This window comes from Streptomyces sp. NPDC093065 (genome assembly GCF_044754585.1).
Lineage (GTDB): Bacteria > Actinomycetota > Actinomycetes > Streptomycetales > Streptomycetaceae > Streptomyces.
Map to the genome: position 1 here is coordinate 118,601 of NZ_JBIVPJ010000014.1, position 25,767 is coordinate 144,367.

General features: G+C 72.0%; 23 protein-coding genes. 12 read left to right on the top strand and 11 right to left on the bottom strand.

Annotated features, from left to right (window positions below; genetic code table 11):
* Window positions 1-144: 144 nt before the first annotated feature.
* Together ACIQFU_RS23975 and ACIQFU_RS23980 are read right to left on the bottom strand one after the other, a co-directional pair.
* Window positions 145-2,880, bottom strand: coding sequence for an SUKH-4 family immunity protein (locus tag ACIQFU_RS23975; protein ID WP_402554206.1), 2,736 nt, complete (start codon window positions 2,878-2,880; stop codon window positions 145-147).
* 7 nt (window positions 2,881-2,887) lie between these two features.
* Window positions 2,888-3,880 carry an SMI1/KNR4 family protein gene (locus ACIQFU_RS23980; protein ID WP_402554207.1) on the bottom strand — a complete coding sequence of 331 codons (993 nt, stop codon included), beginning with the start codon at window positions 3,878-3,880 and terminating at the stop codon, window positions 2,888-2,890.
* Between the two features lie 291 nt (window positions 3,881-4,171).
* Between ACIQFU_RS23980 and ACIQFU_RS23985 the strand changes: the two genes are divergently transcribed.
* Both ACIQFU_RS23985 and ACIQFU_RS23990 read left to right on the top strand, forming a co-directional pair.
* Window positions 4,172-4,702, top strand: a complete 531-nt coding sequence (locus ACIQFU_RS23985) for a YwqJ-related putative deaminase (protein ID WP_402554208.1) — start codon at window positions 4,172-4,174, stop codon at window positions 4,700-4,702.
* A gap of 47 nt (window positions 4,703-4,749) precedes the next feature.
* The gene (locus tag ACIQFU_RS23990; protein ID WP_402554209.1) at window positions 4,750-5,247 is read left to right on the top strand and encodes an SUKH-3 domain-containing protein; all 498 of its coding nucleotides are present in this window, start codon (window positions 4,750-4,752) and stop codon (window positions 5,245-5,247) included.
* 22 nt (window positions 5,248-5,269) lie between these two features.
* Here ACIQFU_RS23990 and ACIQFU_RS23995 read toward each other — a convergent pair whose 3' ends face one another.
* Window positions 5,270-6,592, bottom strand: a complete 1,323-nt coding sequence (locus ACIQFU_RS23995; RefSeq protein ID WP_402554210.1) for a sensor histidine kinase — start codon at window positions 6,590-6,592, stop codon at window positions 5,270-5,272.
* A 435-nt stretch (window positions 6,593-7,027) separates the two neighbouring features.
* On the opposite strand from ACIQFU_RS23995, the gene glmU reads away from it, so the two are divergent.
* The 5 genes from glmU to ACIQFU_RS24020 all read left to right on the top strand — a co-directional run bounded on the left by glmU (window position 7,028) and on the right by ACIQFU_RS24020 (window position 11,674).
* Entirely contained in the window at window positions 7,028-8,476 is a 1,449-nt protein-coding gene (gene glmU, locus ACIQFU_RS24000) for a bifunctional UDP-N-acetylglucosamine diphosphorylase/glucosamine-1-phosphate N-acetyltransferase GlmU (protein ID WP_402554211.1), read from the top strand.
* 131 nt (window positions 8,477-8,607) lie between these two features.
* Window positions 8,608-9,582 carry a ribose-phosphate diphosphokinase gene (locus ACIQFU_RS24005; RefSeq protein ID WP_402554212.1) on the top strand — a complete coding sequence of 325 codons (975 nt, stop codon included), beginning with the start codon at window positions 8,608-8,610 and terminating at the stop codon, window positions 9,580-9,582.
* Between the two features lie 224 nt (window positions 9,583-9,806).
* Window positions 9,807-10,394 (top strand): 50S ribosomal protein L25/general stress protein Ctc, encoded by a 588-nt coding sequence (locus ACIQFU_RS24010; protein ID WP_402554213.1) that lies wholly within the window; start codon window positions 9,807-9,809, stop codon window positions 10,392-10,394.
* A gap of 106 nt (window positions 10,395-10,500) precedes the next feature.
* Window positions 10,501-11,103: an aminoacyl-tRNA hydrolase gene (gene pth, locus ACIQFU_RS24015; protein WP_402554214.1), complete on the top strand. Its 603-nt coding sequence runs from the start codon at window positions 10,501-10,503 to the stop codon at window positions 11,101-11,103.
* A gap of 52 nt (window positions 11,104-11,155) precedes the next feature.
* Window positions 11,156-11,674 carry a hypothetical protein gene (locus ACIQFU_RS24020; RefSeq protein ID WP_402554215.1) on the top strand — a complete coding sequence of 173 codons (519 nt, stop codon included), beginning with the start codon at window positions 11,156-11,158 and terminating at the stop codon, window positions 11,672-11,674.
* Window positions 11,675-11,917: 243 nt separating this feature from the next.
* Here ACIQFU_RS24020 and ppc read toward each other — a convergent pair whose 3' ends face one another.
* Window positions 11,918-14,653 carry a phosphoenolpyruvate carboxylase gene (gene ppc / locus ACIQFU_RS24025; protein WP_402554216.1) on the bottom strand — a complete coding sequence of 912 codons (2,736 nt, stop codon included), beginning with the start codon at window positions 14,651-14,653 and terminating at the stop codon, window positions 11,918-11,920.
* Window positions 14,654-15,008: 355 nt separating this feature from the next.
* Here ppc and ACIQFU_RS24030 point away from each other — a divergent pair, with 355 nt between their 5' ends.
* From ACIQFU_RS24030 to ACIQFU_RS24040, 3 genes are read left to right on the top strand one after another with little or no spacing between them, the layout of a single operon-like run.
* The gene (locus ACIQFU_RS24030) at window positions 15,009-16,019 is read left to right on the top strand and encodes an acyl-CoA desaturase (protein ID WP_402554217.1); all 1,011 of its coding nucleotides are present in this window, start codon (window positions 15,009-15,011) and stop codon (window positions 16,017-16,019) included.
* Window positions 16,016-16,693, top strand: coding sequence for a TetR/AcrR family transcriptional regulator (locus ACIQFU_RS24035; RefSeq protein ID WP_061444296.1), 678 nt, complete (start codon window positions 16,016-16,018; stop codon window positions 16,691-16,693). The genes ACIQFU_RS24030 and ACIQFU_RS24035 overlap by 4 nt, the downstream gene beginning before the upstream one ends.
* 10 nt (window positions 16,694-16,703) lie before the next feature.
* Window positions 16,704-17,879 carry a CaiB/BaiF CoA transferase family protein gene (locus ACIQFU_RS24040; protein ID WP_402554218.1) on the top strand — a complete coding sequence of 392 codons (1,176 nt, stop codon included), beginning with the start codon at window positions 16,704-16,706 and terminating at the stop codon, window positions 17,877-17,879.
* A 13-nt stretch (window positions 17,880-17,892) separates the two neighbouring features.
* Here the strand turns inward: ACIQFU_RS24040 and ACIQFU_RS24045 are convergent, their stop codons facing one another.
* Complete coding sequence (locus ACIQFU_RS24045) at window positions 17,893-18,270, bottom strand: VOC family protein (RefSeq protein WP_402554219.1); 378 nt, start codon at window positions 18,268-18,270, stop codon at window positions 17,893-17,895.
* Window positions 18,267-19,088: a trans-aconitate 2-methyltransferase gene (locus ACIQFU_RS24050; RefSeq protein ID WP_402554220.1), complete on the bottom strand. Its 822-nt coding sequence runs from the start codon at window positions 19,086-19,088 to the stop codon at window positions 18,267-18,269. The genes ACIQFU_RS24045 and ACIQFU_RS24050 overlap by 4 nt, the downstream gene beginning before the upstream one ends.
* 118 nt (window positions 19,089-19,206) lie before the next feature.
* Here ACIQFU_RS24050 and tamR point away from each other — a divergent pair, with 118 nt between their 5' ends.
* Entirely contained in the window at window positions 19,207-19,704 is a 498-nt protein-coding gene (gene tamR, locus ACIQFU_RS24055) for a MarR family transcriptional regulator TamR (protein ID WP_007450665.1), read from the top strand.
* Here tamR and ACIQFU_RS24060 read toward each other — a convergent pair.
* Window positions 19,663-20,442 carry a LuxR C-terminal-related transcriptional regulator gene (locus tag ACIQFU_RS24060; RefSeq protein WP_402554221.1) on the bottom strand — a complete coding sequence of 260 codons (780 nt, stop codon included), beginning with the start codon at window positions 20,440-20,442 and terminating at the stop codon, window positions 19,663-19,665. The two genes, tamR and ACIQFU_RS24060, sit on opposite strands and share 42 nt — an antisense overlap.
* A 274-nt stretch (window positions 20,443-20,716) precedes the next feature.
* Between ACIQFU_RS24060 and ACIQFU_RS24065 the strand changes: the two genes are divergently transcribed.
* On the top strand, window positions 20,717-21,172 hold the full coding sequence (locus ACIQFU_RS24065; RefSeq protein ID WP_402554222.1) for a GNAT family N-acetyltransferase: 456 nt from the start codon (window positions 20,717-20,719) through the stop codon (window positions 21,170-21,172).
* A gap of 72 nt (window positions 21,173-21,244) precedes the next feature.
* Here ACIQFU_RS24065 and ACIQFU_RS24070 read toward each other — a convergent pair whose 3' ends face one another.
* The 4 genes from ACIQFU_RS24070 to galT form a co-directional block, all read right to left on the bottom strand.
* Window positions 21,245-22,153 carry an alpha/beta fold hydrolase gene (locus ACIQFU_RS24070; RefSeq protein WP_402554223.1) on the bottom strand — a complete coding sequence of 303 codons (909 nt, stop codon included), beginning with the start codon at window positions 22,151-22,153 and terminating at the stop codon, window positions 21,245-21,247.
* A gap of 194 nt (window positions 22,154-22,347) precedes the next feature.
* Entirely contained in the window at window positions 22,348-23,511 is a 1,164-nt protein-coding gene (gene galK, locus ACIQFU_RS24075; protein ID WP_402554224.1) for a galactokinase, read from the bottom strand.
* Window positions 23,512-23,549: 38 nt separating this feature from the next.
* Window positions 23,550-24,512, bottom strand: a complete 963-nt coding sequence (galE, locus tag ACIQFU_RS24080) for a UDP-glucose 4-epimerase GalE (RefSeq protein ID WP_402554225.1) — start codon at window positions 24,510-24,512, stop codon at window positions 23,550-23,552.
* Window positions 24,509-25,570, bottom strand: coding sequence for a galactose-1-phosphate uridylyltransferase (gene galT, locus ACIQFU_RS24085; protein ID WP_402554226.1), 1,062 nt, complete (start codon window positions 25,568-25,570; stop codon window positions 24,509-24,511). Before galT ends, galE begins: the two co-directional genes overlap by 4 nt.
* Window positions 25,571-25,767 lie beyond the last annotated feature (197 nt).

Sequence of the window (25,767 nt, forward strand, 5' to 3'; positions counted from 1 at the left end):
TGCCGCATCACATGGACCCGACCGACTCTATGGATCGGACGTAAGCCCACATAATCCGACACACCGCATGCAAACGGGCGGGGCCCGGCCGACCCACAGGTCGACCGGGCCCCGCCCGCCGGGCACGTCAGCGACGCGAACGCCTCACAGCAGCCCGTCCCACATCTGCTCCAGCAGCACCGACCACCAGCTCTCCGGCGACCCGAGCGCCGCCGGGTCCAGCGCGGCCAACTGCGCCTGGAAGTCGACGGTCCAACGGCCCGCCTGCTCCTGGTTCAGACCGAACCTGAGCCGCCACATCCGGCCCAGCAGCGCCAGGCAGCGGGCGAACTCCGGCAGCCCCGTGTTCACGAACTGCGGCGGCACGGGCGCACCGCCCGGACCCGCCTCCACGGGCACCGCCACGATGGCAGCCGTCCCGTACTGCACACAGATCGCCCGGCCGAAGTCGCTGCCCACGACGAGGTACGACCCCGCGTCCGAGGCCGGCTGCACACCGCGCTCCGCCGCCAGCTCCGCCAGCGTCGGCACCGGGCGCCCCGGCTGGGCCTGCGCCCAGAAGAACGGACCCATGTCCATCGGCAGGCCCGCGGCCACCAGCGTGTGCGCCACCACCGGCGGCACACCCTGCCGGGACACCGCGGCCTGCTCGAACCGGAACACTCCCGGCCCGAACGCGCCGCCCAGCTCCTGCCCGATGACCTCCGGCGGAACCGGCGGCGCCGGCTGCACCTGCGGCAGCGGCGCGCGCACCGGCGCCGGACGCGCCGGCCCGTCGGCCACCTGATGCAGCTCGCCCTGGTGCGCGAGCAGTTGCTGCATGCCCTGCTGCCGGCTCGCGTGGTCCAGACCGTACGGCGCGATCGAGGTGATCCGCGCCTGCGGCCACTGCTCCCGGATCATCCGCGCGCAGTACGCGCCCGGCAGCTCGCACGACTCCAGCTCGGTGTGCAGTTCGAGCACCTGGTCCGGCGGCACGTTCATCGAGCGCAGCTCGTGGAACATCTGCCACTCGGGGTGCGGCGTACCCGGCGCCGAACGCCGGATCAGCTGCTGCTCGGAACCGTCCTGCGCGCGGTAGCGCAGCACGGCCTGGTAGCCCGGTCCGACGATCGGCTGACCGGTGGGCTGCGGCGGGTAGCCGTACGCCGGGGGCTGCCCCGGCACCGGCTGTCCGGGCGGCGGCACGGCGCCGGGAACACCCGGAGCACCGGGGGGCGGCGGAGGCGCGCCGATGCCGCCGGGGCCGCCCACGGAGGGCGCCGCCAGCACGGTCTGCGCGTGGTGCACGCCGCCGCCCGTGCCCCCCGCGGAACCGGGCGGCTGCGACACGGCGCCGGGAGCACCGGGTGCGGACGGGGGAGGCGGCGGAGTACCCGGGCCGGAAGGAGCGCCGGGCACCCCCGGAGCGGCGGGAGCACCAGGAGCCCCGGGCGGCCCCGGAGGACCGGGCGGCTGCGGGGCGCCGCCGCCCGTCCGGCCCGGGTCGGCCAGCATCGTGGCGGCGTGGTGCATACCGCCCGGCGGCGTCCCACCCGGCGCGTTCGGCGCACTCGGCGGAGGCGGCGTCCCCGGCGCACCCGGACCGGCCGGAGGCTGCGGGGCGTTGGGCGGCGGCGGGGTGCCGGGGGCGTTGGGCGGAGGCGGCGTACCCGGACCACCCGGACCACCCGGGGCCTCGGGACCGAGCGACGACACCAGCTGCGTCGGCACGTAGCCGCCCGCCGGCGTACCCGGCGCCGGAGTACCCGACGGCGCGGGCGTGGTCCCCGGACGCGCGCCCGGCACACCCGGGGCGCTCGGCGGAGGCGGCGTCGACGCGCCACCGCCACGGCGCGGCGGAGGCGCCGCCTTGCTGGTCGCGGCGTCGGCGATGTCCCCGGCGTTCGACGCGAGCGGCCGGGGCGGTGTGGCGGGCGCCCCCGGACCGGCGGACGGCGGCGCCGGCGGCACGGGCGGCGGCGTGTCCGCCCCGGCGGGCGCGCCCGGCGCGTTCGGGCCGCCCGGCGCGTTCGGGTCGTCGATCGCCGGCGCGAGCGCCGTCGGCGGAAGCCGGCTGCCGCCCGACATCAGCGCCGTCTTGGCGTCCGACGTCGCGGAGGGCGGCGGCGTGTCGTCGTCGGCACCGCTCAACGGCGGCGCGAACACGGTCTGGGGCAGCGGTACGGAACGGTCCTCACCGGCGTCCGCGTTCGTGTCCGTCCCCGCCCATGGGGTCGCCCCCGCAGGCGCACTCGGCGCACCGGACGCACCCGCGCCCGAGCCGGCCTCGCCCGCCCCGGATCCACCCGCGGCCGGCCACCCCGCACCGCTCCCGGACGAGGCGTCCGCCGAAGCCGCCGGAGCCGACGGCACCCCGGCCTGCGTCTCGGGCAGCGCACCACCCGCACCGGACCCGACACCCGCATCCGCGCCCGAACCGGTGCCGGTGCCGGCACCGGCACCGGCGACAGACCCGGACCCCCCGGTGCCACCGTCCTCCTGATCCCCACGCCGGCGATCCGGAATGCCGATCCGGTCCGCCGCCTCCTGCAACCACTCCGGCGGACTCAGCAAGAACGACGTCTGATTCAGATCCACCCGCGCCGCAGGCGCCGGAGCCGACGCCTCCGCCTCGTCGGGACGGCCGTACTCCTCCTCGTACCGGCGGATCACCTCACCCACCGGCAGCGAGGGCCACAGCGTCGCCTCGCCGCTGTCCCGCGCGATCACCAGCCGCTGCGCACCCCCGTCCGAACGGGGGCCGTCCGCACGGTCCTCGGCCCACACCACGAACCCCAGGTCGAACTCCCGCACCCGCACCTCGCGGTGCTGGTACGCCGGCAGCTCGCCGTTGACCCACTCCTCCGCGCGCTCCTGCGCCTGCGCGAACGTCACCATCGTCAGCTCACTCCCCTACCGACGCCGACACGGGCACCGCATGCGCGAACCCGCCGTCCACCATCAGGTTCGCCACCGTCTCCAACTCCGGCGGAGAACCCGCCAGGCGCGACAGGAACGCGTCGAAGTCCTCACCGCACGGCAGCAGCAGCCGCTCCACACGGTCCGCCGGCGGCCACGAGGGATCCACGTCCCGCACGTCGTCGTACGCGCAGAACCACACCGAACCGATCCGCTCGCCCTTCACCTTCACCGCGAGCAGACCGCCCTGGACGAACGCGACACCCAGGTAGTCCTTCGTCAGATGGTCCCGCAGACACTTGTTCACATAGACCAGGTCGTTGACCGCCGCCTCCTCACGCACCGTGAAGAACGGCTGGTCCACCAGCAGCCCCAGCTCCGCGTCGAGCGCCGTACCCACCGGCGCGCAACCGCCCGCCGCCTTCAGGAACGACCGGTACGCACCCGGCAGCCGGTACCCGAGGTCCTCCTCGACCCCCTGCACCTGCTGCTCCGTGACCGCCACACCCGACTTCGGCAGACCGAAGTGCGCCGGACGCGTCTCCTGCAACGGCCGCGTGCCGCGCTTGGCCTGGTCCACCGCCGCCGTCGCGATCCCGCCGTGGTGGCGCAGCAACGCCTTCACCTCGACCGGAACCAGCTCCATCCGCCGCGAACCCGCAACGTGGTGCCACGTCCAGCCGTGCGGCGTCGCCACCGCCGGCACCGTGTCCCACAGCTCGTGCCCCGACGCCGACAGGGCCGCGTTCGCCGACACGTAGTCCGTCAGCCGCAGCTCGTCGACCCCGAAACCCTCCGGCGGATCCGCGATCTCCGCGACCGCGCGCGCGTACGGCGAGAAAACGGGGTAACCACCCGCGTCCACCCGTACCCCTCTCGGGTGACGGGCCGCCCGCACCGGATCCGGGAAATGCACGACCTGCCCGGCATAGGCCGCGTTCGGCGGCGCGGCTGCTTGCCCGAGCCGACCTGTCGTCATGGCGGTTGCCCCCTGCGGCGTCTGTCTGCTGCCAGATCCGTCTGATCTGCCTGCACTGTCTGGTTCACCGCGTCCGATCGCGGTGCCGACAGCCTATGCGGTACCGCCAGAGGGGTCACCGGCGCCGGACCCCGCACCCGGCAGCCGCCACCCCCACATCCGTGACCAGCCGTCACCCTCCCGTGACACACCGCCCATACCCGGGCGTGTCGCCACGCCCCAGCTTCCACAGCAGCCACGTGATTTGGCACTCTGTGACCTTCGGGGGGATGCTCAGGAGGGGAAACGATCATGAGTGCGACACAGACGGGACCCGACACCGGGCGGTCCGACGACCCCCGCGGCGGCGACCCCCGCATCGGCTGGAGCAGCACCGACGCCGCCCAGGTCCCCACCCTCCGGCACCGCCGCGACGGCATACTCCCCACCGTCGCCGCCGCCCTCTCCGTACGCGGCACGACCCTCACCGGCACCGCGACCCGCGCCGACGCGCCACCCGCCCTGCACCACCTCGTCCAGGACTTCCTCGACACCCTCACCAGCGGCCAACGAGACCGTTACACCGGACGCTGCGCCGAGACCGTCCTCATCTCACGGCACCTCGCCACCGCAGACGCCGCACGCAGCAAACGCGCCGCACGAAAACCCATGACCAACGGCGAAGCCCGCAAAGCACTCAAACACGCCAAACTCACCACCCGCCGCATCCGCGAGGACGGCGACCCCCTCCACGGCGCCTTCGCCGCACCCTGCCGCGCCTGCACCGCCCTCACCGCCCACTTCGGCGTCCGCGTCGTCGACCCCACGACGGACCAGGACTGACAGGGCACACCGAGCCGAACCAGCCGACCGAGACGAACCAAGGGCCGATGCAAGCCGACCGCACCTCCACCACCCGCTTCCCCGTCCCCGTCGACGCCGCACTGCGCGACGCCGGCTGGCAGCCCGGACGCTGGGACATCAAGCAGGCCGAGATCTGGGCCGACACCCTGCGCGAACACACCTCACCCGCAGGACACCGCCACACCGTCTTCCCCGCCGCGGTGGAGGCCTGGGCCGAATTCGGCGGACTCCACATCGCCCCCACCGGGCCCGGCCGCCAGATCGCCCCCGCCACCCTCCACGTCGACCCCCTGCACGGCCTCCACATGGCCCGCACCCTCGGCGACCTCGGCCGCGCCCTCGACACCCGGACCTGCCCCCTCGGCACCGAGACCGACAGCCGGGCCCTCGTCGCCATCGACGCCGAAGGCCGCGTCTACGCCCTCGACCACACCGGCGACTGGTACCTGGGCCCCGACATCGACACCGCCCTCGCCACCCTCGTCGCCGGCACCCAGCCCACCCGGCTCACCACCACCGGCTGACACCCGGGCGCGACCACGACGCCTACGACGCCGCCGGAATCACCGCCGACACCCGGAAACCCCCCGCATCCGTCGGCCCCGACACGAACACACCCCCCAGAGCGGCCACCCGCTCCTTCATCCCCACCAGCCCATTGCCCCCCGACGGCAACCGCGCCGACGCCTCCCCCGACAGCTCCGGCGGCGGCTCGTTCTCCACCTGCATCGCGATCTCCGAGACCCGGTGCGCCAACCGCACATACGTCTTCGCACCCGCCGCGTGCTTGTGCACGTTCGTCAGCGCCTCCTGCACCACCCGGAACGCCGTCGACTCCACCTCCGCCGCGTACAGCCGCCCCTCCCCCTCCACGGACAGGTCCACGACCATCCCGGCCGCCTCCGACTGCCCGATCAGCTCGTCCAGCTCCGACAGACACGGCCCGTCCGACGACGACTCCCCGTCCTCTGCCGCCCGCGACGCCGCCGCCGCGGCAGCCACCCCCACCGCCGCCAACGGCACCGACGCCCGCTCCGCACGCGCACCGTCCCCACCACTGCGCAGCACCCCGAGCATCTCCCGCAACTCCGTCAGCGCCTGCCGGCCCATGTCCCCCACCAGGGCCGCGTTCTTCACCGCCTTCTCCGGGTCCTTCCGGGCCACCGCCTGCAACGCGGCGGCATGCACCACCATCAGGCTCACCCGGTGCGCGACCACGTCGTGCATCTCCCGCGCGATCCGAGTCCGCTCCTCACCTCGCGCCCACTCCGCACGCTCCTCCGCCCGCTCGGCGAGCAACTGCAGCTCGCGCTCGAGACTGTCCGCCCGCTCCCGCAGACTCTCCATCAGCCGACGCCGCTGGCCCACGTACAGACCGAGCAGCAGGGGCGGCGCGGTCATCCCCAGCGAGGTCGCGATCGACGCGAACGGAAGAAACCAGTCCCCCAGCTCCAGGCCGTCCCGCGCCATGTCCTGCCCCAGCCGCACGAACGTCACGACCAGGGTCCCCAGGAACGTCATTCCGGCCAGGGCCCCGATGATCCGCCGCGGCAGCTCCGACGCCGCCAGCGTGTACAGGCCGACCACGCCCATCAGAAAGCCCATCTCGGCCGGCGTGATGGCCAGGGCCACCAGCACCACCGCGATCGGCCACTTCCGCCGCACCACCAGCACCGAACCGGCCAGCAGCCCGAACAACACCCCCGTCGCCGTCGGAATCCCGGCGTCCCGCGCGAACGGAACCCCCTCCGCCGCGCACTCCAGCGCGGACACGGCACCGAGGCTCACATCGAGCACCGCACCGCGCCGCCTGTCCCACCACCAAGGCCCACCCCGGGCCGGTACGTGGTCTTCCCCCGTCGTGGTCATGCCTCCAGCCTACGGGCGCCGACCGCCCCTTTTCCGGCGACTTTCGACAAACGATACGACGCGATATCCCTCGAACCGGTGAGCCCCGCGCCGTTCGTCCCCGGAGGCGAGAATTCCGGTCGGACGGTACGCCCGTGGCGCGTTCACAGAGCGCGAACTCGCACCGTCGCATCGAAGGCTCCCGGTACGGCATAGTGTGGGGTGCCGACTCGGCGAGCTGGCCAGTTGCCCGGTTCAGTCGAGTTTCATCCCCCATGGTGTAATCAGGCAGCACTGAGGGTTTTGGTCCCTTAAGTTCAGGTTCAAATCCTGATGGGGGAGCTGTCGCTTCTGGGCCCTGACATCACTGTCGGGGCCCGCACTCATGTCCCCCACAAACCACCCCGGTATCCTGCGGATGTCCACCCCCACCCCCTCAAAGCCGAAGGGCATCCCGTGAGCGCCATTCGCCCGGCAGCCGTCGTCGTTCTCGCAGCGGGTGAGGGCACCCGTATGAAGTCGGCCACTCCCAAGGTCCTGCACGAGCTGTGCGGCCGGTCCCTCGTCGGGCATGTGCTCGCCGCCGCCGGAGAGCTGGACCCCGAGAACCTGGTCGCCGTCGTCGGGCATGCCCGCGAGAAGGTCACCGCGCACCTCGCCGAGGTCGCCCCCGACGTACGCACCGCCGTCCAGGAGCAGCAGAACGGCACCGGGCACGCCGTGCGGATCGGTCTGGAGGTGCTGGGCGGTGCCGTGGACGGGACCGTGGTCGTGGTCTGCGGCGACACTCCCCTGCTCACCGGCGAGACGCTGCGGGCGCTGGCGGCCACGCACACCGCCGACGGGAACGCCGTGACCGTGCTGACGGCCGAGGTGCCGGATGCGACGGGGTACGGGCGGATCGTGCGGGACGGGGCCTCGGGTGCCGTCACGGCGATCGTGGAGCACAAGGACGCCTCGGAGTCGCAGCGGGCGATCCGGGAGATCAACTCGGGTGTGTTCGCCTTCGACGGGCAGCTGCTCGCGGACGCGCTGGGCAAGGTGCGCACGGACAACAGCCAGGGTGAGGAGTACCTCACGGACGTGCTGGGGATCCTGCGCGAGGCGGGGCACCGGGTCGGCGCGTCGGTGGCCGGTGACCACCGGGAGATCGCGGGGATCAACAACCGTGTGCAGTTGTCCGAGGCGCGCCGGATCCTGAATGAGCGGTTGCTGACCGCGGCCATGCTGGCCGGCGTGACGGTGGTGGACCCGGCGACGACGTGGGTGGACGTGACGGTGACGTTCGAACAGGACGTGGTCCTGCATCCGGGGACGCAGCTGCACGGTGCCACGCATCTCGCGGAGGGCTGCGAGGTCGGGCCGAACTCGCGTCTCACGGACACCCGGGTGGACGCGGGGGCGCGTGTGGACAACACCGTCTCCGTCAGCTCCCACATCGGTCCGCAGGCCTCCGTCGGTCCGTACGCGTATCTGCGGCCGGGTACGCGGCTCGGCCTCAGGTCGAAGATCGGTACGTTCGTCGAGGCGAAGAACGCGTCGATCGGTGAGGGGACCAAGGTGCCGCACCTGTCCTACATGGGTGACGCGACGATCGGCGAGTACACGAACATCGGTGCCGCGAGCGTGTTCGTGAACTACGACGGTCAGGACAAGCACCACACGACGATCGGCTCGCACTGCCGTACGGGTTCGGACAACATGTTTGTGGCTCCTGTCACGGTCGGGGACGGTGCCTACACCGCCGCCGGCTCGGTGATCACGAAGGACGTGCCGCCCGGTTCGCTGGCCGTGGCCCGTGGCCAGCAGCGGAATATCGAGGGTTGGGTGGCCCGGAAGCGTCCGGGGAGCGCGGCGGCGAAGGCTGCCGAGGCGGTGTCCCGCGAGGCGGGCGGCGAAGACTGACCGGAAACCGGCGCGTCGAACACGGCGTACCGTGATAAGTGCACATCCGCACCCCACCAGCTGAGACGCCCCCGCGGCCAGTCGGGAGAGCGCCCATGAGCTCAGCTGCGAACCTCTGAGGAGAAAGTGCTGTGACCGGGATCAAGACGACCGGCGAGAAGAAGATGATGCTCTTCTCCGGCCGCGCACACCCCGAGCTTGCCGAGGAGGTTGCCCGGCAGCTGGGTGTCGGGGTTGTCCCGACGAAGGCCTTCGACTTCGCCAACGGTGAGATCTACGTGCGCTATCAGGAGTCGGCGCGTGGTGCGGACTGCTTCCTGATCCAGAGCCACACGGCTCCGATCAACAAGTGGATCATGGAGCAGTTGATCATGATCGACGCGTTGAAGCGTGCGTCGGCCCGTTCCATCACGGTGATCGTGCCGTTCTACGGTTACGCCCGGCAGGACAAGAAGCACCGTGGGCGTGAACCGATCTCGGCGCGTCTGGTCGCGGATCTGATGAAGACGGCGGGTGCGGACCGGATTCTGACGGTGGACCTGCACACGGATCAGATCCAGGGCTTCTTCGACGGTCCGGTGGACCACCTGTTCGCCCTGCCGCTGCTCGCGGACTACGTGGGCGCGAAGGTGGACCGTTCGAAGCTGACGGTGGTCTCTCCGGACGCGGGCCGGGTGCGGGTGGCGGACCGCTGGTGCGACCGTCTGGGTGCGCCTCTGGCGATCGTGCACAAGCGGCGCGACAAGGACGTGGCGAACCAGGTCACGGTGCACGAGGTCGTGGGCGATGTGGAGGGGCGCATCTGCGTCCTGGTCGACGACATGATCGACACGGGGGGCACGATCTGTGCCGCGGCGGACGCGCTGTTCGCGCACGGTGCGGAGGATGTCATCGTGACGGCGACGCACGGTGTGCTGTCGGGTCCGGCGGCGGACCGGCTGAAGAACTCGAAGGTGAGTGAGTTCGTGTTCACGGACACGCTGCCGACGCCGAACGAGCTGGAGCTGGACAAGATCACGGTGCTGTCGATCGCGCCGACGATCGCGCGTGCGGTGCGTGAGGTGTTCGAGGACGGTTCGGTGACGAGCCTGTTCGACGAGCAGTGAGCCTCGTGCAGTAACCGTTCTGCAGGCTCCGGTCCCGGCCCGGGTCCCGCCTGTTGATCGTTTTGGGTACGGCCTTCCTCTCCGAGTAGACTGTCCGAGTTGCTCGGCGAGGGAGGCCGTACCCGTGTTCGCGGGTGTGGTTCTCCGTTATCGACGCGCTCTTCGTAGCAGGCCGTTCGTGGCCGGGTGACCACGTCCGTTCCTGTTTTCCACGAGGAGTGACCATGCCTGAGGTCAAGATCGCAGTCGAGACGCGTACCGAGTTCGGCAAGGGCGCCGCGCGCCGTATCCGCCGTGACAACAAGGTTCCCGGTGTGGTGTACGAGCACGGTCTCGAGCCGCTGCACGTGACGCTGCCGGGTCACGACCTGCTGATGGCGCTGCGTACGCCGAACGTCCTGATCAACCTGCTCATCGACGGCAAGGGCACCCAGCTGGTGATCCCGAAGTCGGTGCAGCGCGACCCGATCAAGGGTTTCCTCGAGCACGTGGACCTGCTGATGGTCAAGAGCGGCGAGACCGTGACCGTCGACATCCCGGTGCAGGCCGAGGGCGAGCTGGCCCCGGGCGGCTTCCTGCTGGAGTACGTCCTGGACGCGCTGCCGGTCGAGGCCGAGGCGACGCACATCCCGCAGCAGGTCACCGTGTCGGTGGCGGGCCTGGAGGCGCCGGCCTCGGTCCTCGCCAAGGACATCGAGCTGCCGTCCGGCGTGAAGCTGGCCGTCGAGCCCGAGACCGTGGTGCTGCAGGTTCTGTCGGCGCAGGCCGAGGAGGCCCCGGCCGAGGGTGAGGACGAGGCCGCGGAGGCCTGATCCCTCCTCTCGGTCATCGTGTGGTCGGCCGCTGTTCCCGTGCGGGGCAGCGGCCGACGCGTATGTGTGGACGGGTACGGACGGGTACGAGGGATTCGAAGGAGACATGGACGTGACGACGGACGCGGGCGCTCCCTGGCTGGTGGCCGGACTCGGCAATCCGGGCCCCGAGTACGCCGCGAACCGGCACAACGTCGGTTTCATGGTGGCGGACCTGCTGGCGGAGCGGATGGGGGCGCGGTTCAAGCGGCACGGCAAGGCCCAGGCGCAGGTGGTCGAGGGGCGGATCGGTCCGCCGGGACCGGAGAACCGGCGGGTGATCCTGGCGAAGCCGATGTCGTACATGAACGTGTCGGGCGGTCCGGTGACGGCGCTGCGGGACTTCTACAAGGTGCCGGTCGGCAACATCGTGGCGGTGCACGACGAGCTGGACATCGACTACGGCGTGCTGCGGCTGAAGCTGGGCGGCGGGGACAACGGGCACAACGGACTGAAGTCGATCACGAAGTCGCTGGGTGCGGACTACCACCGGGTGCGGTTCGGGATCGGACGGCCGCCGGGGCGGATGCCGGTGGCGGACTTCGTGCTGCGGGACTTCTCGTCCTCGGAGCGCAAGGAGCTGGACTACTTCGTCGACCGGGCGGCGGACGCGGTGGAGGCTCTGGTGATCGAGGGTCTTGAGCGGGCGCAGAGCACGTACAACTCGTGACTTGTCCGTCGATGGTGCGCGGGTGAGTTGACCGGGCGTGCAGGTATGGCCAATGATCCCGGCCATGCCTGCCTCTGCCGCCGCCGCTCGTGCCCGTCAGGCCTCCTCCGCGTCGTCCGCTCTGCTGCGGTTCGGCCGGGTCGCGGCGATGGGGACGGTCGCGGCGCTGATCCTGATCGCGGGTGTGTGGGCGTCCTGGGGGACGGCGCAGCACGTGCTGCTGACCAAGGGGCGGGAGCAGGGCACGGTCGAGGTGACGAGTTGCGCCGACGGTTCGTGCAGCGGTCCGTACTCGCCGGTGTCGGCGGGGTCGCAGGCGCGGGAGCGGGTCGTCATCGAGGACTCGGTCGCCGTGGCGAAGGGGCGGACGTACTCGGTGGTGGTGAAGCCGGGCGGGGACGAGGTGGTGCGGTCGGGGCCGGCGGGGGTGTTGTACGCGTGGGTGCCGTTGGGTGGGGCGTTGTTGTTGGCGTCGGTGGTGGTGGCGGGTGGGTTGCGGCGGACTCGGGTGGCCTGGGGGATGGCGGGGGTGGGGGTTGCGCTGCTGACGGCGGCGTTCTTCGCGGTGTGAGGTCGGTGCGTACGACGTGAGGTGCCCCCGGGCTCTGTACGAGCTCGGGGGCACCGGTGTTTCACGTGCGTCTGCGTCGGGGTGGGCGCGGGGGTGGGTGCGCTGCCCGGCGCAGGCGGGGTGCCTCCCCCAGTGCCTGAACGGCCTGGGAGGTACCCCCAGCGCCCACCCGTGCCGCCCCAGGCGGCACGAATGCCCGCAGGTGGGGGGCCGGGTGGGCGGCACGACTGCCCGCAGCTGCTGTCAGCCTGTGTTGCGAAGGCCCGCTGCTACGCCGTTGACGGTGAGGAGGAGGGCTCGGGCGAGGAGGGGGTCCGGGTCCTCGTTCGCGGCGGCGGCCTCGCGCTGGCGGCCCAGGAGGGCGACCTGGAGGTAGGAGATCGGGTCGAGGTAGGCGTCGCGGATGGTGAAGGTCTGCTTGAGGACCGGGTCGGCGTCGAGGAGTTCCGCCTCGCCGGTGACGCGGAGAACCTCGCGGACCGTGAGCTCGTGCTCGGCCTTGATGGCGTCGAAGACGTGCTTGAGCTCGTCCGGGACGAGGGTGTCGACGTAGTGCTGGGCGATGCGCAGGTCGGTCTTGGCGAGGGTCATCTCGACGTTGGAGATGAAGTTCCGGAAGAAGTGCCACTGCTGGTGCATCTCGTCCAGGACGGTGTCCAGGCCGGCTTCGCGCAGGGCCTTGAGGCCGGAGCCGACGCCGTACCAGCCGGGGACGATCTGGCGGGACTGGGTCCAGCCGAAGACCCACGGGATGGCGCGCAGTCCGTCGAGCGAGACGCCGGAGCCGGGGCGGCGGGAGGGCCGCGAGCCCAGGTGCAGGTCGGCGAGCTGGTCGACGGGCGTGGAGGCCAGGAAGTAGGTCGGCAGGTCGGGGTCCTCGACCAGCGCCCGGTAGGCGGTGTGGGCGGCGTCGGAGACGACGTCCATCGCGGCGTCCCAGCGGGCCAGCGCCTCGTCGGACTGGCGGGGCGCGGTGTGCAGGGCGGAGGCCTGGAGGGTGGCCGCGACGGTCAGCTCCAGGTTCTCCCGGGCGAGGGCCGGGATGAGGTACTTGTCGGAGATGACCTCGCCCTGTTCGGTGACCTTGATCTCGCCCTCCAGGGTGCCCCAGGGCTGGGCGAGGATCGCGTCGTGGGTGGGGCCGCCGCCGCGGCCGACGGTGCCGCCGCGGCCGTGGAAAAGGCGCAGCCGTACGCCGTAGCGGTGGGCGACGTCGCGCAGCCGGCGCTGGGCGCGGTGGATCTCCCACTGGCTGGTGGTGATGCCGCCGAACTTGGAGGAGTCGGAGTAGCCGAGCATGACCTCCTGGACGTCGCCGCGCAGGGCGACCAGGCGCCGGTAGGACGGGTCGGCGAGGAGGTCTTCGAGGATGGTGTCGGCGGCCTTGAGCTCGTCGGTGGTCTCCAGGAGCGGCACGATGCCGATCCTGGCCCAGCCGGCGTGCAGGTCGATGAGGCCGGCCTCGCGGGCGAGGACGGCGGCGGCGAAGACGTCGTCGGCGCCCTGGCACATGGAGATGATGTACGACTCGATGACCTCGGGGCCGAAGACCTCCAGGGCGCGGCGGACGGTCTGGAAGACGCCGAGGGTCTTCTCGCCGGGTGCGTCCACGGGGGCCGGGGTGGGGGCCAGGGGCCTGCGGGAGCGCAGCTCCTTGGCGAGGAGCTTGGTGCGGTACTCGCGGGGCATGTCGGCGTAGCGCCAGGACTCCTCGCCGAGCCGGTCGAAGAGCTGGCCGAGGGCGTGGTGGTGGGCGTCGGCGTGTTCCCGGACGTCCATGGTGGCGAGCTGGAGGCCGAAGGCGGCCAGGGTGCGGATGGTGCGGGCCAGGCGCCCGTCGGCGAAGAGGCCGCCGCGGTGCTCGCGCAGCGAGGTCTGGACGATGCGCAGGTCGTCGATGAGCTGGGCGGTGCCGAGGTAGTCGCGGCCCTCTTCGTGGGCGGTGCCCTTGGCGAGGCGCTGCTTGGTGTTCTCCAGCTTCTGGCGGATGCAGGTGGCCTTGAGCCGGTAGGGCTCCTCGGCGTTCAGCCGCTTGTAGCGGGGGCTGATCTCCGGAAGCTGCTCCAGGTCGGTGTGGAGGGAGGTCAGCAGCTCCTCGGTCGCCCCGGCGTAGCGGATGGAGTTGGAGAGGAAGCCGCGCAGTTCGTCGATCATCTCCAGGGCGTCGTTGATGCCGTGTTCGTGCTGGAGGATGAGGACGTCCCAGGTCACCTGGGGGGTGACGTTGGGATTGCCGTCGCGGTCGCCGCCGATCCAGGTGCCGAAGGTGAGGGGGCGGGTGTCGTCGGGGAGCTCGACTCCGGCGCGCGCCAGTTCCGCGGTGAGGTCCTCCAGGACGTCGCCGACGGCGCCGAGGTGCAGTTCGTCGAGGTAGTAGATCGCGTTGCGGGCCTCGTCGGCGGGCTCGGGGCGTACGACGCGCAGCTCGTCGGTCTGCCACACGAGGTCGATGTTCTCGGCGAGGCGGGTGTCGAGGCGGCGCCGGTCGGACTCGTTGACCGGGGTGTCCAGGAGGGCGGCGATGCGGCGCAGCTTGTTGAGGACGGAGCGGCGGGCGGCCTCGGTGGGGTGGGCGGTGAAGACGGGGCGCACGTTGAGGTTGCGGACCGTCTCGCGCAGGTGCTCGGGGTCGGCGTCCTTCAGGCGGTCGGCGGTACGGGCGAGCAGTCCGCCCTCGGCGGCGCGCTTGGCGCCCAGTTCGCGGCCGCGGTGGACCTGTTCGGTGACGTTGGCGAGGTGGAAGTAGGTGGAGAAGGCGCGGACGAGCTTGGCGGCGGTCTCCAGTTCGGTGCCGCGCAGCAGCTCGGCGGCGGCCTCGCCGTCCTCTCGGGTGAGTCGGCGTACCTTCTCGACGAGTTCCAGCAGCTCGGGGCCCTCCTGCCGGACCAGGGTCTCTCCGAGGAGATCACCCAGTCGGCGGATGTCGGCGCGCAGCTCGCTGCTGGTCGTCGTGGTGGTCTGGTCGTCGGCACTGCTCACAGGTGCGGCTCCTTGCAGTGATCGTAGGTGCGTCGCGCCAGCGACTCCTTGAAGGGGCGGTGGTGGGCGACGGGTGGGATCGTCTGGAGGGAACCCGGACGGCCGTCTCGCGCGGCGGGCGCCGCTTACCGGGCCGGACGTCCGGGAAGTAATCAGAGCGGACCGCGCTGTCCGACCGGCCTCCAGGATAGGTGTCGGCCGGGACGCGCAGGCTCTGGGGCTCTTGCCGCGCGGCCACGCACTGCCATACTTACGTCGCCGTAGGTTACGGAACCGTAGGAATCCCGTGCATGGTTCCCGGAGCCGGCACCAGCGACACACCCCGACCCCACCCTCGACCCCACAGGGGACGCGCATGACCACGAGTTCCGATGTGATCCCAGACGCTCCGCAGCCGGCCGACTCCGGCGCGGCGTCCTCCGCCACGCTGGGCGGTGAGCAGAAGCGTTCGCTCGAACAGATCACGCTGCTGCTGTTCATCACCGTTCCGTTCCTCGCGCTGGTGGCGGCGGTGCCGCTGGCGTGGGGGTGGGGCGTGAGCTGGCTGGACCTGGGGTTGCTGGTCTTCTTCTACTTCCTGGGCTGTCACGGCATCACGATCGGCTTCCACCGCCATTTCACCCATGGTTCCTTCAAGGCGAAGCGGCCGTTGAAGATCGCGTTGGCGATCTTCGGGTCGATGGCGGTCGAGGGGCCGCTGGTGCGCTGGGTGGCCGATCACCGCAAGCACCACAAGTTCTCCGACGACGAGGGCGACCCCCACTCGCCGTGGCGGTACGGCGAGACGGTGCCCGCCCTGATGAAGGGCCTGTGGTGGGCGCACATCGCCTGGATGTTCGACGAGGAGCGGACGCCGCAGGACAAGTACGCCCCGGACCTGATCAAGGACCCGGCGCTGCGGGCGATCTCGCGGCAGTTCATCCTGTGGACGGCGCTGTCCCTGGCGCTGCCGCCGCTGATCGGCGGGCTGGCGACGATGTCCTGGTGGGGTGCGTTCACCGGCTTCTTCTGGGGTTCACTCGTCCGGGTGGCGTTGCTGCATCACGTCACGTGGTCGATCAACTCGATCTGCCACGCGGTGGGCAAGCGCCCGTTCAAGTCCCGGGACCGTTCGGGCAACGTGTGGTGGCTGGCGGTCCTGTCCTGCGGTGAGTCCTGGCACAACCTGCACCACGCGGACCCGACCTCGGCGCGGCACGGGGTGATGCGCGGGCAGCTGGACTCCTCCGCCCGGCTGATCCGCTGGTTCGAGCGGCTGGGGTGGGCGTACGACGTGCGCTGGCCGTCACGCTCGCGTATCGATTCGCGCCGCAACACGGATGAGGACGGTGCCCGCCGCCGGAAGGAGACGGCGAAGGCGGCATGATTGACGCCGTGGCGACCGACTCCAGCAGCACCCCAAGCAACGAGAAGCCGCGGCGCGCACGTCGCACCCGGATGACCGGTGCCGAGCGCCGCCAGCAGCTGCTGGAGATCGGCCGCACCCTCTTCGCGGCGAAGGGTTTCGAGGGCACGTCGGTGGAGGAGATCGCGGCGAAGGCCGGGGTGTCCAAGCCGGTGGTGTACGAGCACTTCGGCGGCAAGGAGGGCCTGTACGCGGTGGTCGTGGACCGTGAGATGCGGCGGCTGCTCGACATGGTGACGGGCTCGCTGACCGCCGGTCATCCGCGGGAGCTGTGCGAGCAGGCGGCCTTCGCGCTCCTGGACTACATCGAGGAGTACACGGACGGTTTCCGCATCCTGGTCCGTGACTCCCCCATCCCGCAGTCGACGGGTACCTTCGCCTCCCTCATCTCGGACATCGCCACCCAGGTGGAGGACATCCTGGGCCGCGAGTTCAAGAGCCGCGGTTTCGACGCGAAGCTGGCGCCGCTGTACGCGCAGGCGCTGGTGGGCATGGTGGCGCTGACCGGCCAGTGGTGGCTGGACGTGCGCCGCCCGAAGAAGGCGGAGGTGGCGGCGCACCTGGTGAACCTGGCGTGGCACGGCCTGGACGGCCTGGAGCCGAAGCCGCGGCTCATAGGGCACCGGAAGAGCTGAGGGCCGGGGCATGCAGCCGCTGCGCGGGGTCACCGTCGTCTCGTTGGAGCAGGCCGTTGCCGCTCCCTACGCGAGCCGTCAGCTCGCCGACCTGGGCGCGCGGGTGATCAAGGTGGAGCGCCCGGGGACGGGGGACTTCGCCCGGGCGTACGACTCCCGGGTGCGGGGTCTGAGTTCGCACTTCGTGTGGGTCAACCGCAACAAGGAGTCCCTCACCCTGGACTTCAAGGATCCGCGGGGCCTGGAGCTGCTGCGCCGGCTGATCGCGGGCGCCGACGTCTTCCTGCAGAACCTGGCGCCGGGCGCCGCGGCCCGGGCCGGCCTGGGGGCGCGGGAGCTGCGGGCGGCGCATCCGGGGCTGGTGGTCTGCGACATCTCGGGCTACGGCACGCCGGGCCCCTACGCGGACCGCAAGGCGTACGACCTGCTGGTGCAGGCCGAGGCGGGGCTGCTGTCGGTCACGGGCACGCCGGAGGACATGGCGAAGGCGGGCATCCCGGTGTCGGACATCGCCGCCGGGATGTACGCGTACAGCTCGATCCTCGGCGCGCTGCTCGAACGCGGCCGGACGGGCCGGGGCGCGCATCTGGACGTGTCGATGCTGGAGGCCACCGTGGAGTGGCTGGGTTTCCCGCTGTACTACTCCTTCGACGGGGCCGGACCGCCGCCGCGGGCGGGTGCGGCGCACGCGACGATCTGCCCGTACGGCCCGTTCACGGCCCGCGACGGGAAGGTCGTGATGACGGCGGTGCAGAACGAGCGCGAGTGGCGCGGCTTCTGTGCGGGCTTCCTGGGCCGTCCGGAGCTGGCCGAACATCCGGACTACGCCACCAACGCGGACCGCGACGCCCACCGGGAGGCGCTGGAGGAGCTGATCGCGGCCCGGTTCGCGGAGCTGACCGCCGCCGAGGCGGTCGAGCTGCTCGACGCGGTGCCGGTCGCCAACGCCCGGGTGAACACGCTCGCCGAGGTGTGGGACCACCCTCAGCTGGCCGCGCGGGGGCGCCTGCACGAGGTGCCCACGCCGGCCGGTCCCGTTCCGGCGCTGGCACCGCCCGGCCCGACCGGTGCGGCGCCCCGCATGGAGGCGGTGCCGGCGCTGGGCGAGCACACCCGCGCCGTACTGGGCGGTCTCGGGCTGTCGGAGGAGGACATCGACGCGCTGGTGGCGCAGGGCGTGGTGTGAGGGCGGCCGGGGGTCAGGGCCGGGCGGGTCCGTCCGGTTCCAGGAACTCCAGACGGTTGCCGACCGGGTCGGCGCAGTAGAAGCGCCGGTGGCCGGGCAGGGCGTCGTCCCAGGTGACGGGGGTGCCGTGGGCCTCCAGTCGGGCGGCGTACGCGTCGATGCCGGTGACCCGCAGCCCGGGGTGGGCCTTGCGGGCGGGGCGGAAGCCGGTCGTCTCCACGCCCAGGTGGAGCCGGACGGTGCCGGCCTGGAACCAGCAGCCGCCGCGGGCGGCCAGCGCGGGCGGTTTGGAGGTCTCGGTCATGCCGAGGACGCCGGTGTAGAAGGCGCGCAGCGGCTGCTCGGAGCCGGGCGGCGCGGCGAGCTGCACGTGGTCGAGGCCGGTGATCACCTGTTCCCCTCCTTGCGTGCCACGGCGAAGACGCGGCGGAAGGGGAAGGGGGTGCCGTGCGCCTCGGCGGGGTAGGCGGCGCGCAGGACGGCCCGGTACTCCTCGACGAACGCGTCGCGGGCCGCCGGGTCGTCGTCGAGGGCGTCCAGCACGGGCCGCAGTCCCGTTCCCTTCACCCAGTCGAGGACGGCGTCGTCGCCGGGCAGCAGGTGGACGTACGTCGTCTCCCACACGTCGGCGGTGCAGCCGGCGGCGGTGAGGCGGGCGAGGTAGGTCTCGGGGGCGAGGACGGCGTCGTCGTGGCGCAGGACGCCGGCCAGGCGCTCCCGCCAGCGCCGGGAGTCGGCGAGTTCGCGCATCAGGCGGTGGCTGGGGGCGTCGAAGTTGCCGGGCACCTGGAGGGCGAGGGTGCCGCCGGGGGCGAGGCGGTCGATCCAGTCGGGGAAGCGGTCGGCGTGGCCGGGGACCCACTGGAGGGTGGCGTTGCTGACGAGGAGGTCGTGCGGCTCGTCGGGCGTCCAGGTGCGGGCGTCGGCGGAGGCGAAGTCGAGGTGGCCGCCGCCGGGGGTGGGGCCGGCGTACTCGCGGGCGCGTTCGAGCATCCGGGGCGAGTTGTCGTAGCCGGTGATGCGGGCGGTGGGCCAGCGGTCGGCGAGCAGGGCGGTGGCGTTGCCGGGGCCGCAGCCCAGGTCGGCGATGCGGGGCGGGTCGGCGGGGAGGTCGGGTATCCGGGCGAGGAGGTCGGTGAAGGGGCGGGCGCGGTGGCCGGCGTGGCGCAGGTACTGGGCGGGGTCCCAGGTGGGGGCGGTGGCGGGCATGGAGCCTCCAGAGGGTGTCCGTGCGGGACGGGTACCCAGCGTCGCCCGAAATTATCTCGATGTCAAGAAAGTTGACATCAAGAGACTTCACGTCGACACAACCACTACACTGATCGTCATGGAGGACGAGGTCGATCGGCTGGTCGCAGCATGGCGCCGGGAGCGCCCGGACCTCGACGTGGAACCGCTCGAGGTGCTCAGCCGCGTCAGCAGGCTGGCCCGGCACCTGGACCGGGCACGTCGGCTGGCCTTCTCCGAACACCAGCTGGAGCCGTGGGAGTTCGACGTGCTGACGGCGCTGCGCCGGGCGGGCACCCCGTACCAGCTCTCGCCCGGTCAGCTGCTCACCCAGACGCTGGTGACGTCGGGCACGATGACCAACCGTATCGACCGGCTGGCGAAGAAGGGCCTGGTGGAGCGCCTGCCCGACCCCAGCGACCGGCGCGGTGTCCTGGTCCGGCTCACGGACGAGGGACGGGACCGCGCCGACCAGTCGCTGGCGGGCCTGCTGGCGCAGGAGCGGGCGATCCTGGGCGAGCTCTCCCGCGCCCAGCGCAGCGAACTGGCGGCCCTGCTACGCCAGCTGACCGCCCCGTTCGACAACATCCCCGGCTGAGGGCCGGTCCAGGTCGGCCGGTCCCACCCCGGCCCGGCGCGCCAGCGCCACGGCGGCCAGGGTGGAGTGGACGCCCAGCTTGCCCAGCACGTTCTGCATGTGGGTGCGCACCGTGTGCGGGGACAGATACAGCCGCTCGGCGACCGCCTTGCGCCCGAGGCCGGCGACCATGCAGCGCAGCACCTCGCGTTCGCGCGGGGTCAGCGACTCCACCAGCAGTTCGCTCTCGGTGCGGTGCTTGCGGGCGGCGGTCAGCTCGCGCAGGACGCCGGTGAGCAGGGCCGGCGGCAGATGCGTCTCGTCGCGCAGGACGCCCCGGATGACGCTGAGCAGCCGGGACAGGGAGCAGTCCTTGGCCACCCAGCCGGAAGCTCCGGCCCCGAGCGCCAGGGCCGCCCGCCGGGGGTCGTCCTTCTCGGCGAGGACGACGATCCGGACGCCCGGCTGCCCCGACCGCACCCCGGCGACCAGGGAGATCCCGTCCACCAGCCCGTCCTCGTTGCCGTCCCGCACGGGGACTGCGGGCCGGCTGCCGGGCACGTGGCCGCCCAGATCGGCGTCGACGAGCAGGACGTCGAACCGCCGCCCCTCGGACGCGGCCCGCTCCAGGCAGCGCAGTGCGGCCGGACCGCTGCCGGCCGCGGAGACGTCGACGTCGGGCTCGGCGGCCAGTGCGGCGGCGAGCGACTCGGCGAAGATGCGATGGTCGTCGACGACCAGGACTCGGATACGAACCACGAAACCCCCTCCCCCGAGCTCCGCGCGGAGCAGGGGATACCCATCGTCTGTCCGTCCTCGGATGGCGGCACCGGCACGGGTACGACGCCCGAGGCCCCCGTATCCAGACCCCGTATTCAGCTGTGCCGTGCGGTAACTGCTACCCCCGCCCGGGCGTCGTACCCGGCCGGCTCGCCCCCTGAACGGCACCGGCCCCCACCGGTGCTGCTCATCAGAGTAAGGGCGGGCGCCGGGAGCGGAAGGCTATTTGCAGAACTGACTTCCCGGCGCGTTTATGGTGAGCCGCATGTTTCGTCTTGTGACAGAAGTCGACAAGGAACGGCGCGATCTGCTGCGCACTCGCCTGCGGGAGACGAACACAGCGGCCTCCTCCGTGCTGCGTTCCCTGCGCGGAACCCCTCACGAACGCGAATTCCCACTGCACGTCTGGGTGCTGGACGGGACCGGGGCCCTGGCGGGCGGCCTGGTCGGCCACACCTGGGCGACCTGGCTCCACGTGACCTACCTGTGGGTGGACGGCCGGCACCGCGGCTCGGGCCTGGGCTCCGCCCTCCTCGACGAGGCGGAACGCGCCGCCCGCGCCGAACGCGGCTGCGCCGCCGCCCGCGTGGAGACCTGGGATTTCCAGGCCCCGGGCTTCTACACGAAGCGCGGTTACGACGTCGTGTGCGTGATCCCCGGCTACCCGCCGGGGATCACGGAGTACACGCTGGTCAAGCGGTGGCGCTGAGCCGGCCGGAAAGGCCCCGGACCGTGGCGGGGGAAGCCACGGCCCGGGGCCGGCCGGTGGGGCGCCGTGCGGTCAGTGGGCGTGCGCGGCGCGGCGGGTGACCTGGCGGACGGCCTCGACGGCGAGGTCGGGGCGGTCGATGTGGATGTAGTGGCCGCTGCCCTTGGCGGTGCTGAGGTGGCTGTCGCGGGAGATCTGCCGCCACTCGCGCTGGCCCGCGGCCCACATCTCCTCGAGGGCGGGGCCGTACTGGGGGACCTCGGCGTACTGGGACTCGTGCTTGAGGATCTGCACGGGAATCCGCCCGGCGGAGCGGACCGGTCCGTCGGCGATGACGAACTGCTCCGGGTTCTGGCCCTCGTTGGCGGCGAGGGCGCCGTCGCGGAGCTGTGCGGCCAGGCCGGTGGCGGTGGCCGGGACGGTGCGCTTCATGTCGCGGGTGAGGTGGGGGACGGTGGCGTCGAGGAGGACCAGGCCCTTGACCCGGTCGGTGTGGCCGGGGGTGTAGCGCGCGGCGATGCAGCCGCCCAGGGAGTGGCCGGCCAGGACGACGGGGCGGTCGCCGGCGAGGCGGTCGAGGACCTTGGTGAGCAGCGCGCCGGCGTCGTCCATGGTCTGCAGGGTGCCCGGGGCGGGCTTGTCGCTCTTGCCCTCGCCGAGGCGGTCGTAGGAGCAGACCCGGTTGGTCTTGCCCAGCGACTTCTGGAGGGCCGCCATGTTGTCCAGGCCCTCGCCGCCGCCGGCCATCAGCATCACCACGGGGTCGTGGCGGCGCGTGGCGCGGCCGGAGCAGGAGACGTTGACGGTGCGGCCGTCGACGCGGATCTTCTTCTCGCCGGTGAAGGAGGACCCCGCCGAGGCCGCGGGGCCGGTGGCATCGGCGCCGGCGTTGGCGTACTCCTCGTTGAGGACCAGGCCCGCGCCGGCCACGGTGCAGACGACGGCGATCGCGGCGGTCGCCTTGGCGAGGGTGCGGAACATGGGGGCCTCCAGCAGGCAGGGGTGGGGTACGCGTCAGGTGCTCAAGGGTCTTTCTCGGCCGGCCGGTTGTCGTCCCGGCGACTGATGAAGACTCTATGGATCCGGCAGCCCCTGATCGTCACCCTGCGGTGGACACCTGCCCGTAGCTCCCCCGGGGGACAGGCGCGCGGACTCCCGCGCGCTGCCCCGAGCCGTCAGCCCACCCGCCGGGCCCCCGCCGAGGGCACCGCCTCGAACACCCGCGGCGCCTTGAGGCCGGCCGTCGCGAAGGCCTCCTCGACCGCCTTGGTGACGGCGTCCACGTCGGCGGCCTCCACCAGGACGATCGCCGAGCCGCCGAAGCCGCCGCCGGTCATGCGGGCGCCGAGCGCGCCGGAGGCCAGGGCCGTGTCGACGACCAGGTCCAGCTCGCGGCAGGAGATCCGGAAGTCGTCGCGCAGCGAGGCGTGGCCCTCCACCAGGACGGGACCGATGGCCCGGGTGTCGCCGGACTCGAGGAGCGAGACCACCCGTTCCACCCGCTCGTCCTCCGTGACGACGTGCCGGACCAGGCGGCGCACCTCCTCCTCGTCGCCGAGGCGTTCCAGCGCGGCGTCCAGGCCGGCGTAGGGCACGTCGCGCAGGGCGTCGACGCCCAGCAGCGCGGCGCCCTTCTCGCAGCCGGCGCGGCGCTTGCCGTACTCGCCCTCGCTGTGGGAGTGCTTGACCCGGGTGTCGACGACCAGCAGGCGCATGCCCTCGGCGGCGAGGTCGAAGGGGATCTGGCGCTGGGAGAGGTCGCGGGTGTCGAGGAAGAGGGCGTGGCCCTCCTCGCAGCAGGCGGAGGCCGTCTGGTCCATGATGCCGACAGGGGCGCCGACGTAGACGTTCTCCGCGCGCTGGCACAGGCGGGCCAGCTGCCGGCCGCGCAGGCCGAGGGAGTAGAGGTCGTTCAGCGCCAGGGCGACGACGACCTCCAGGGCCGCGGAGGACGAGAGCCCCGCGCCCGAGGGGACCGTCGAGGCCAGGTGGACGTCGGCGCCGGTCAGCTCGTGGCCGGCCTCGCGCAGCGCCCAGACGACGCCCGAGGGGTACGCGGTCCAGGACTTGTCCGAGCCGGGGGCCAGGTCGGCGACGCGCAGTTCGGCGGGGCCGGCCGCGATGTCGGCCGAGTGCAGGCGCAGGATGCCGTCGTCGCGCCGGGAGACCGCCGCGACGGCCTGGTGCGGCAGGGCGAACGGCATGACGAAGCCGTCGTTGTAGTCGGTGTGCTCGCCGATGAGGTTCACCCGGCCCGGCGCCGCCCACACTCCTTCCGGCTCCGCCCCGTACAGCTCCCGGAACCGCTCGCCGACGGTCTCCGCGACAGCCTCGCCCATGCCCTGACCCCTCGCCCTTCCGGTAACTGCGGTAAGTACTAGCCCGCGCGCCGCTGCGCGAACTCCCACGCGTCCGACACGATCCCCGCGAGGTCCGCGCGGGACGGGTTCCAGCCCAGTTTCTCGCGTGCGGTGTCGGCCGACGCCACCAGGACCGCCGGGTCGCCGCCCCGGCGGGGGGCCACGACCTCGGGGACCGGGTGGCCCGTCACCCGTCGCACGGTCTCGACGACCTCGCGGACGGAGAAGCCGTTGCCGTTGCCCAGGTTGCAGATGAGGTGCTCGCCCGGAGCGGCGGCGGCCACGGCCAGCAGGTGCGCCTCGGCCAGGTCGGCGACGTGGATGTAGTCGCGTACGCAGGTGCCGTCCGGCGTCGGGTAGTCGTCGCCGAAGACGGAGATGGCCTCGCGGCGGCCCTGTGCCACCTGGAGGACCAGCGGGATGAGGTGCGACTCGGGGTCGTGGCGCTCGCCGTACTCCCCGTACGCCCCGGCGACGTTGAAGTAGCGCAGCGAGACCGCGCCCAGGCCGTGGGCCGCCGCTTCGCCGGTGATCATGTGGTCGACGGCGAGCTTGGAGGCGCCGTACGGGTTCGTGGGCTTCGTCGGCGCGGTCTCCACGATCGGGACCTGGTCCGGCTCGCCGTACGTGGCGGCCGTGGAGGAGAAGACGAGCCGCCGCACGCCCGCGCCCCGCATGGCCTCCAGCAGGGCCATGGTGCCGCCGACGTTGTTGTCCCAGTACTTCTCGGGCTTGACGACCGACTCGCCGACCTGGGAGAAGGCGGCGAAGTGCAGGACGCCGTCGAACGAGCCGTCCAGCCACTTGGCGGCGTCGCGGATGTCGCCCTCGACGAACGAGGCGCCCGCCGGAACGCCCTCGCGGAAACCCGTCGAGAGGTTGTCGAGCACGACGACCTCGTGCCCGGCCTCCACCAGATGCTGGGCGACGACGCTGCCGACATAGCCGGCCCCGCCCGTCACCAGGTACTTGCCGCTCATGAACTCGCTACCTCTCGCAGTCGCTCGGCCGCGCGCTCCGGGGGCACGTCGTTGATGAACACGTTCATGCCGGACTCGGAGCCCGCGAGGAACTTCAGCTTGCCCGACGTCCGGCGGATGGTGAAAAGCTCCAGGTGCAGCGCGAAGTCGTCCCGCGTCACACCCTCGAACTCCTCCAGCTGCCCGAACGGCGCCTGGTGCCAGGCCGCGATGTAGGGCGTCGGGGGCTCCCCCTCGCCGAAGATCCGGTCGAAGCGCCTCAAGAGTTCCAGATACACCTTGGGGAATTCTGTGCGCGCCGCCTCGTCGAGGCCGAGCAGGTCGGGCACCCGCCGCTTCGGGTAGAGGTGCACCTCGTAGGGCCAGTGCGCGGCGTACGGCACGAAGGCGGCCCAGTGCTCGCCCTCCAGGACGACCCGCTCGCCGGCCAGCTCATCCGCCAGGACGGAGTCGAACAGGTTCTCCCCGCCGGTCGCGTCCTTGTGGGCGGCGAGTGAACGGAGCATCAGGGCGGTGCGCGGGGTGGTGAACGGGTAGGCGTAGATCTGCCCGTGCGGGTGACCCAGCGTCACTCCGATCTCGGCGCCCCGGTTCTCGAAGCAGAACACCTGTTCAACGGAGGGCAGATGGGACAGCTCGGAGGTGCGGTCGGTCCAGGCGTCGAGCACGAGCCGGGCCTGCTCCTCGGTGAGGTCGGCGAACGAGGCGTCGTGGTCGGAGGTGAAGCAGACGACCTCGCAGCGGCCGGAGTCGCCTGCCAGCGAGGGGAAACGGTTCTCGAAGACCACGACGTCGTACGAGGAGTCGGGGATCTCGCTCAGCCGCTCGCCCGAGGACGGGCACAGCGGGCACTGGTCGGCCGGCGGGTGGTAGGTGCGGCCCTGGCGGTGCGAGGCGACGGCGACCGAGTCGCCGAGCAGCGGGTCGCGGCGGATCTCGGAGGTGGTGACGGTCCGCTCCAGCGGACGGCGGTCCACGGCGTCGCGGACGGTGTCGTCCCGCAGGTCGTAGTAGACCAGCTCGCGGCCGTCGGCCAGCCGGGTCGAGGTCTTCTTCACTGCCGCTCTCCTCTGCACCCACCCGTGACGGTCACCAAGGACACCCGTCAATCACCGAACACAATCAAACATAACACATCACAACTCACCAACCCCGCCACCGCGACCCCCGTTCATCACAATCAAACAAAGTTCATCACCAGAAGTGTTCAATTACTGAACGCGGAGGCGTAGGTTCCGCTCCGGATCAGTTCGCG

Excerpts from the sequence above, each read along its gene's own strand:
- ACIQFU_RS23975 (WP_402554206.1), bottom strand. The coding sequence starts at position 2,880 with ATGGTGACGTTCGCGCAGGCGCAGGAGCGCGCGGAGGAGTGGGTCAAC.
- ACIQFU_RS23980 (WP_402554207.1), bottom strand. The coding sequence starts at position 3,880 with ATGACGACAGGTCGGCTCGGGCAAGCAGCCGCGCCGCCGAACGCGGCC.
- ACIQFU_RS23985 (WP_402554208.1), top strand. The coding sequence starts at position 4,172 with ATGAGTGCGACACAGACGGGACCCGACACCGGGCGGTCCGACGACCCC.
- ACIQFU_RS23990 (WP_402554209.1), top strand. The coding sequence starts at position 4,750 with ATGCAAGCCGACCGCACCTCCACCACCCGCTTCCCCGTCCCCGTCGAC.
- ACIQFU_RS23995 (WP_402554210.1), bottom strand. The coding sequence starts at position 6,592 with ATGACCACGACGGGGGAAGACCACGTACCGGCCCGGGGTGGGCCTTGG.
- ACIQFU_RS24010 (WP_402554213.1), top strand. The coding sequence starts at position 9,807 with ATGCCTGAGGTCAAGATCGCAGTCGAGACGCGTACCGAGTTCGGCAAG.
- pth (WP_402554214.1), top strand. The coding sequence starts at position 10,501 with ATGGACGTGACGACGGACGCGGGCGCTCCCTGGCTGGTGGCCGGACTC.
- ACIQFU_RS24020 (WP_402554215.1), top strand. The coding sequence starts at position 11,156 with ATGATCCCGGCCATGCCTGCCTCTGCCGCCGCCGCTCGTGCCCGTCAG.
- ACIQFU_RS24030 (WP_402554217.1), top strand. The coding sequence starts at position 15,009 with ATGACCACGAGTTCCGATGTGATCCCAGACGCTCCGCAGCCGGCCGAC.
- ACIQFU_RS24035 (WP_061444296.1), top strand. The coding sequence starts at position 16,016 with ATGATTGACGCCGTGGCGACCGACTCCAGCAGCACCCCAAGCAACGAG.
- ACIQFU_RS24040 (WP_402554218.1), top strand. The coding sequence starts at position 16,704 with ATGCAGCCGCTGCGCGGGGTCACCGTCGTCTCGTTGGAGCAGGCCGTT.
- ACIQFU_RS24050 (WP_402554220.1), bottom strand. The coding sequence starts at position 19,088 with ATGCCCGCCACCGCCCCCACCTGGGACCCCGCCCAGTACCTGCGCCAC.
- tamR (WP_007450665.1), top strand. The coding sequence starts at position 19,207 with ATGGAGGACGAGGTCGATCGGCTGGTCGCAGCATGGCGCCGGGAGCGC.
- ACIQFU_RS24065 (WP_402554222.1), top strand. The coding sequence starts at position 20,717 with ATGGTGAGCCGCATGTTTCGTCTTGTGACAGAAGTCGACAAGGAACGG.
- ACIQFU_RS24070 (WP_402554223.1), bottom strand. The coding sequence starts at position 22,153 with ATGTTCCGCACCCTCGCCAAGGCGACCGCCGCGATCGCCGTCGTCTGC.
- galK (WP_402554224.1), bottom strand. The coding sequence starts at position 23,511 with ATGGGCGAGGCTGTCGCGGAGACCGTCGGCGAGCGGTTCCGGGAGCTG.
- galE (WP_402554225.1), bottom strand. The coding sequence starts at position 24,512 with ATGAGCGGCAAGTACCTGGTGACGGGCGGGGCCGGCTATGTCGGCAGC.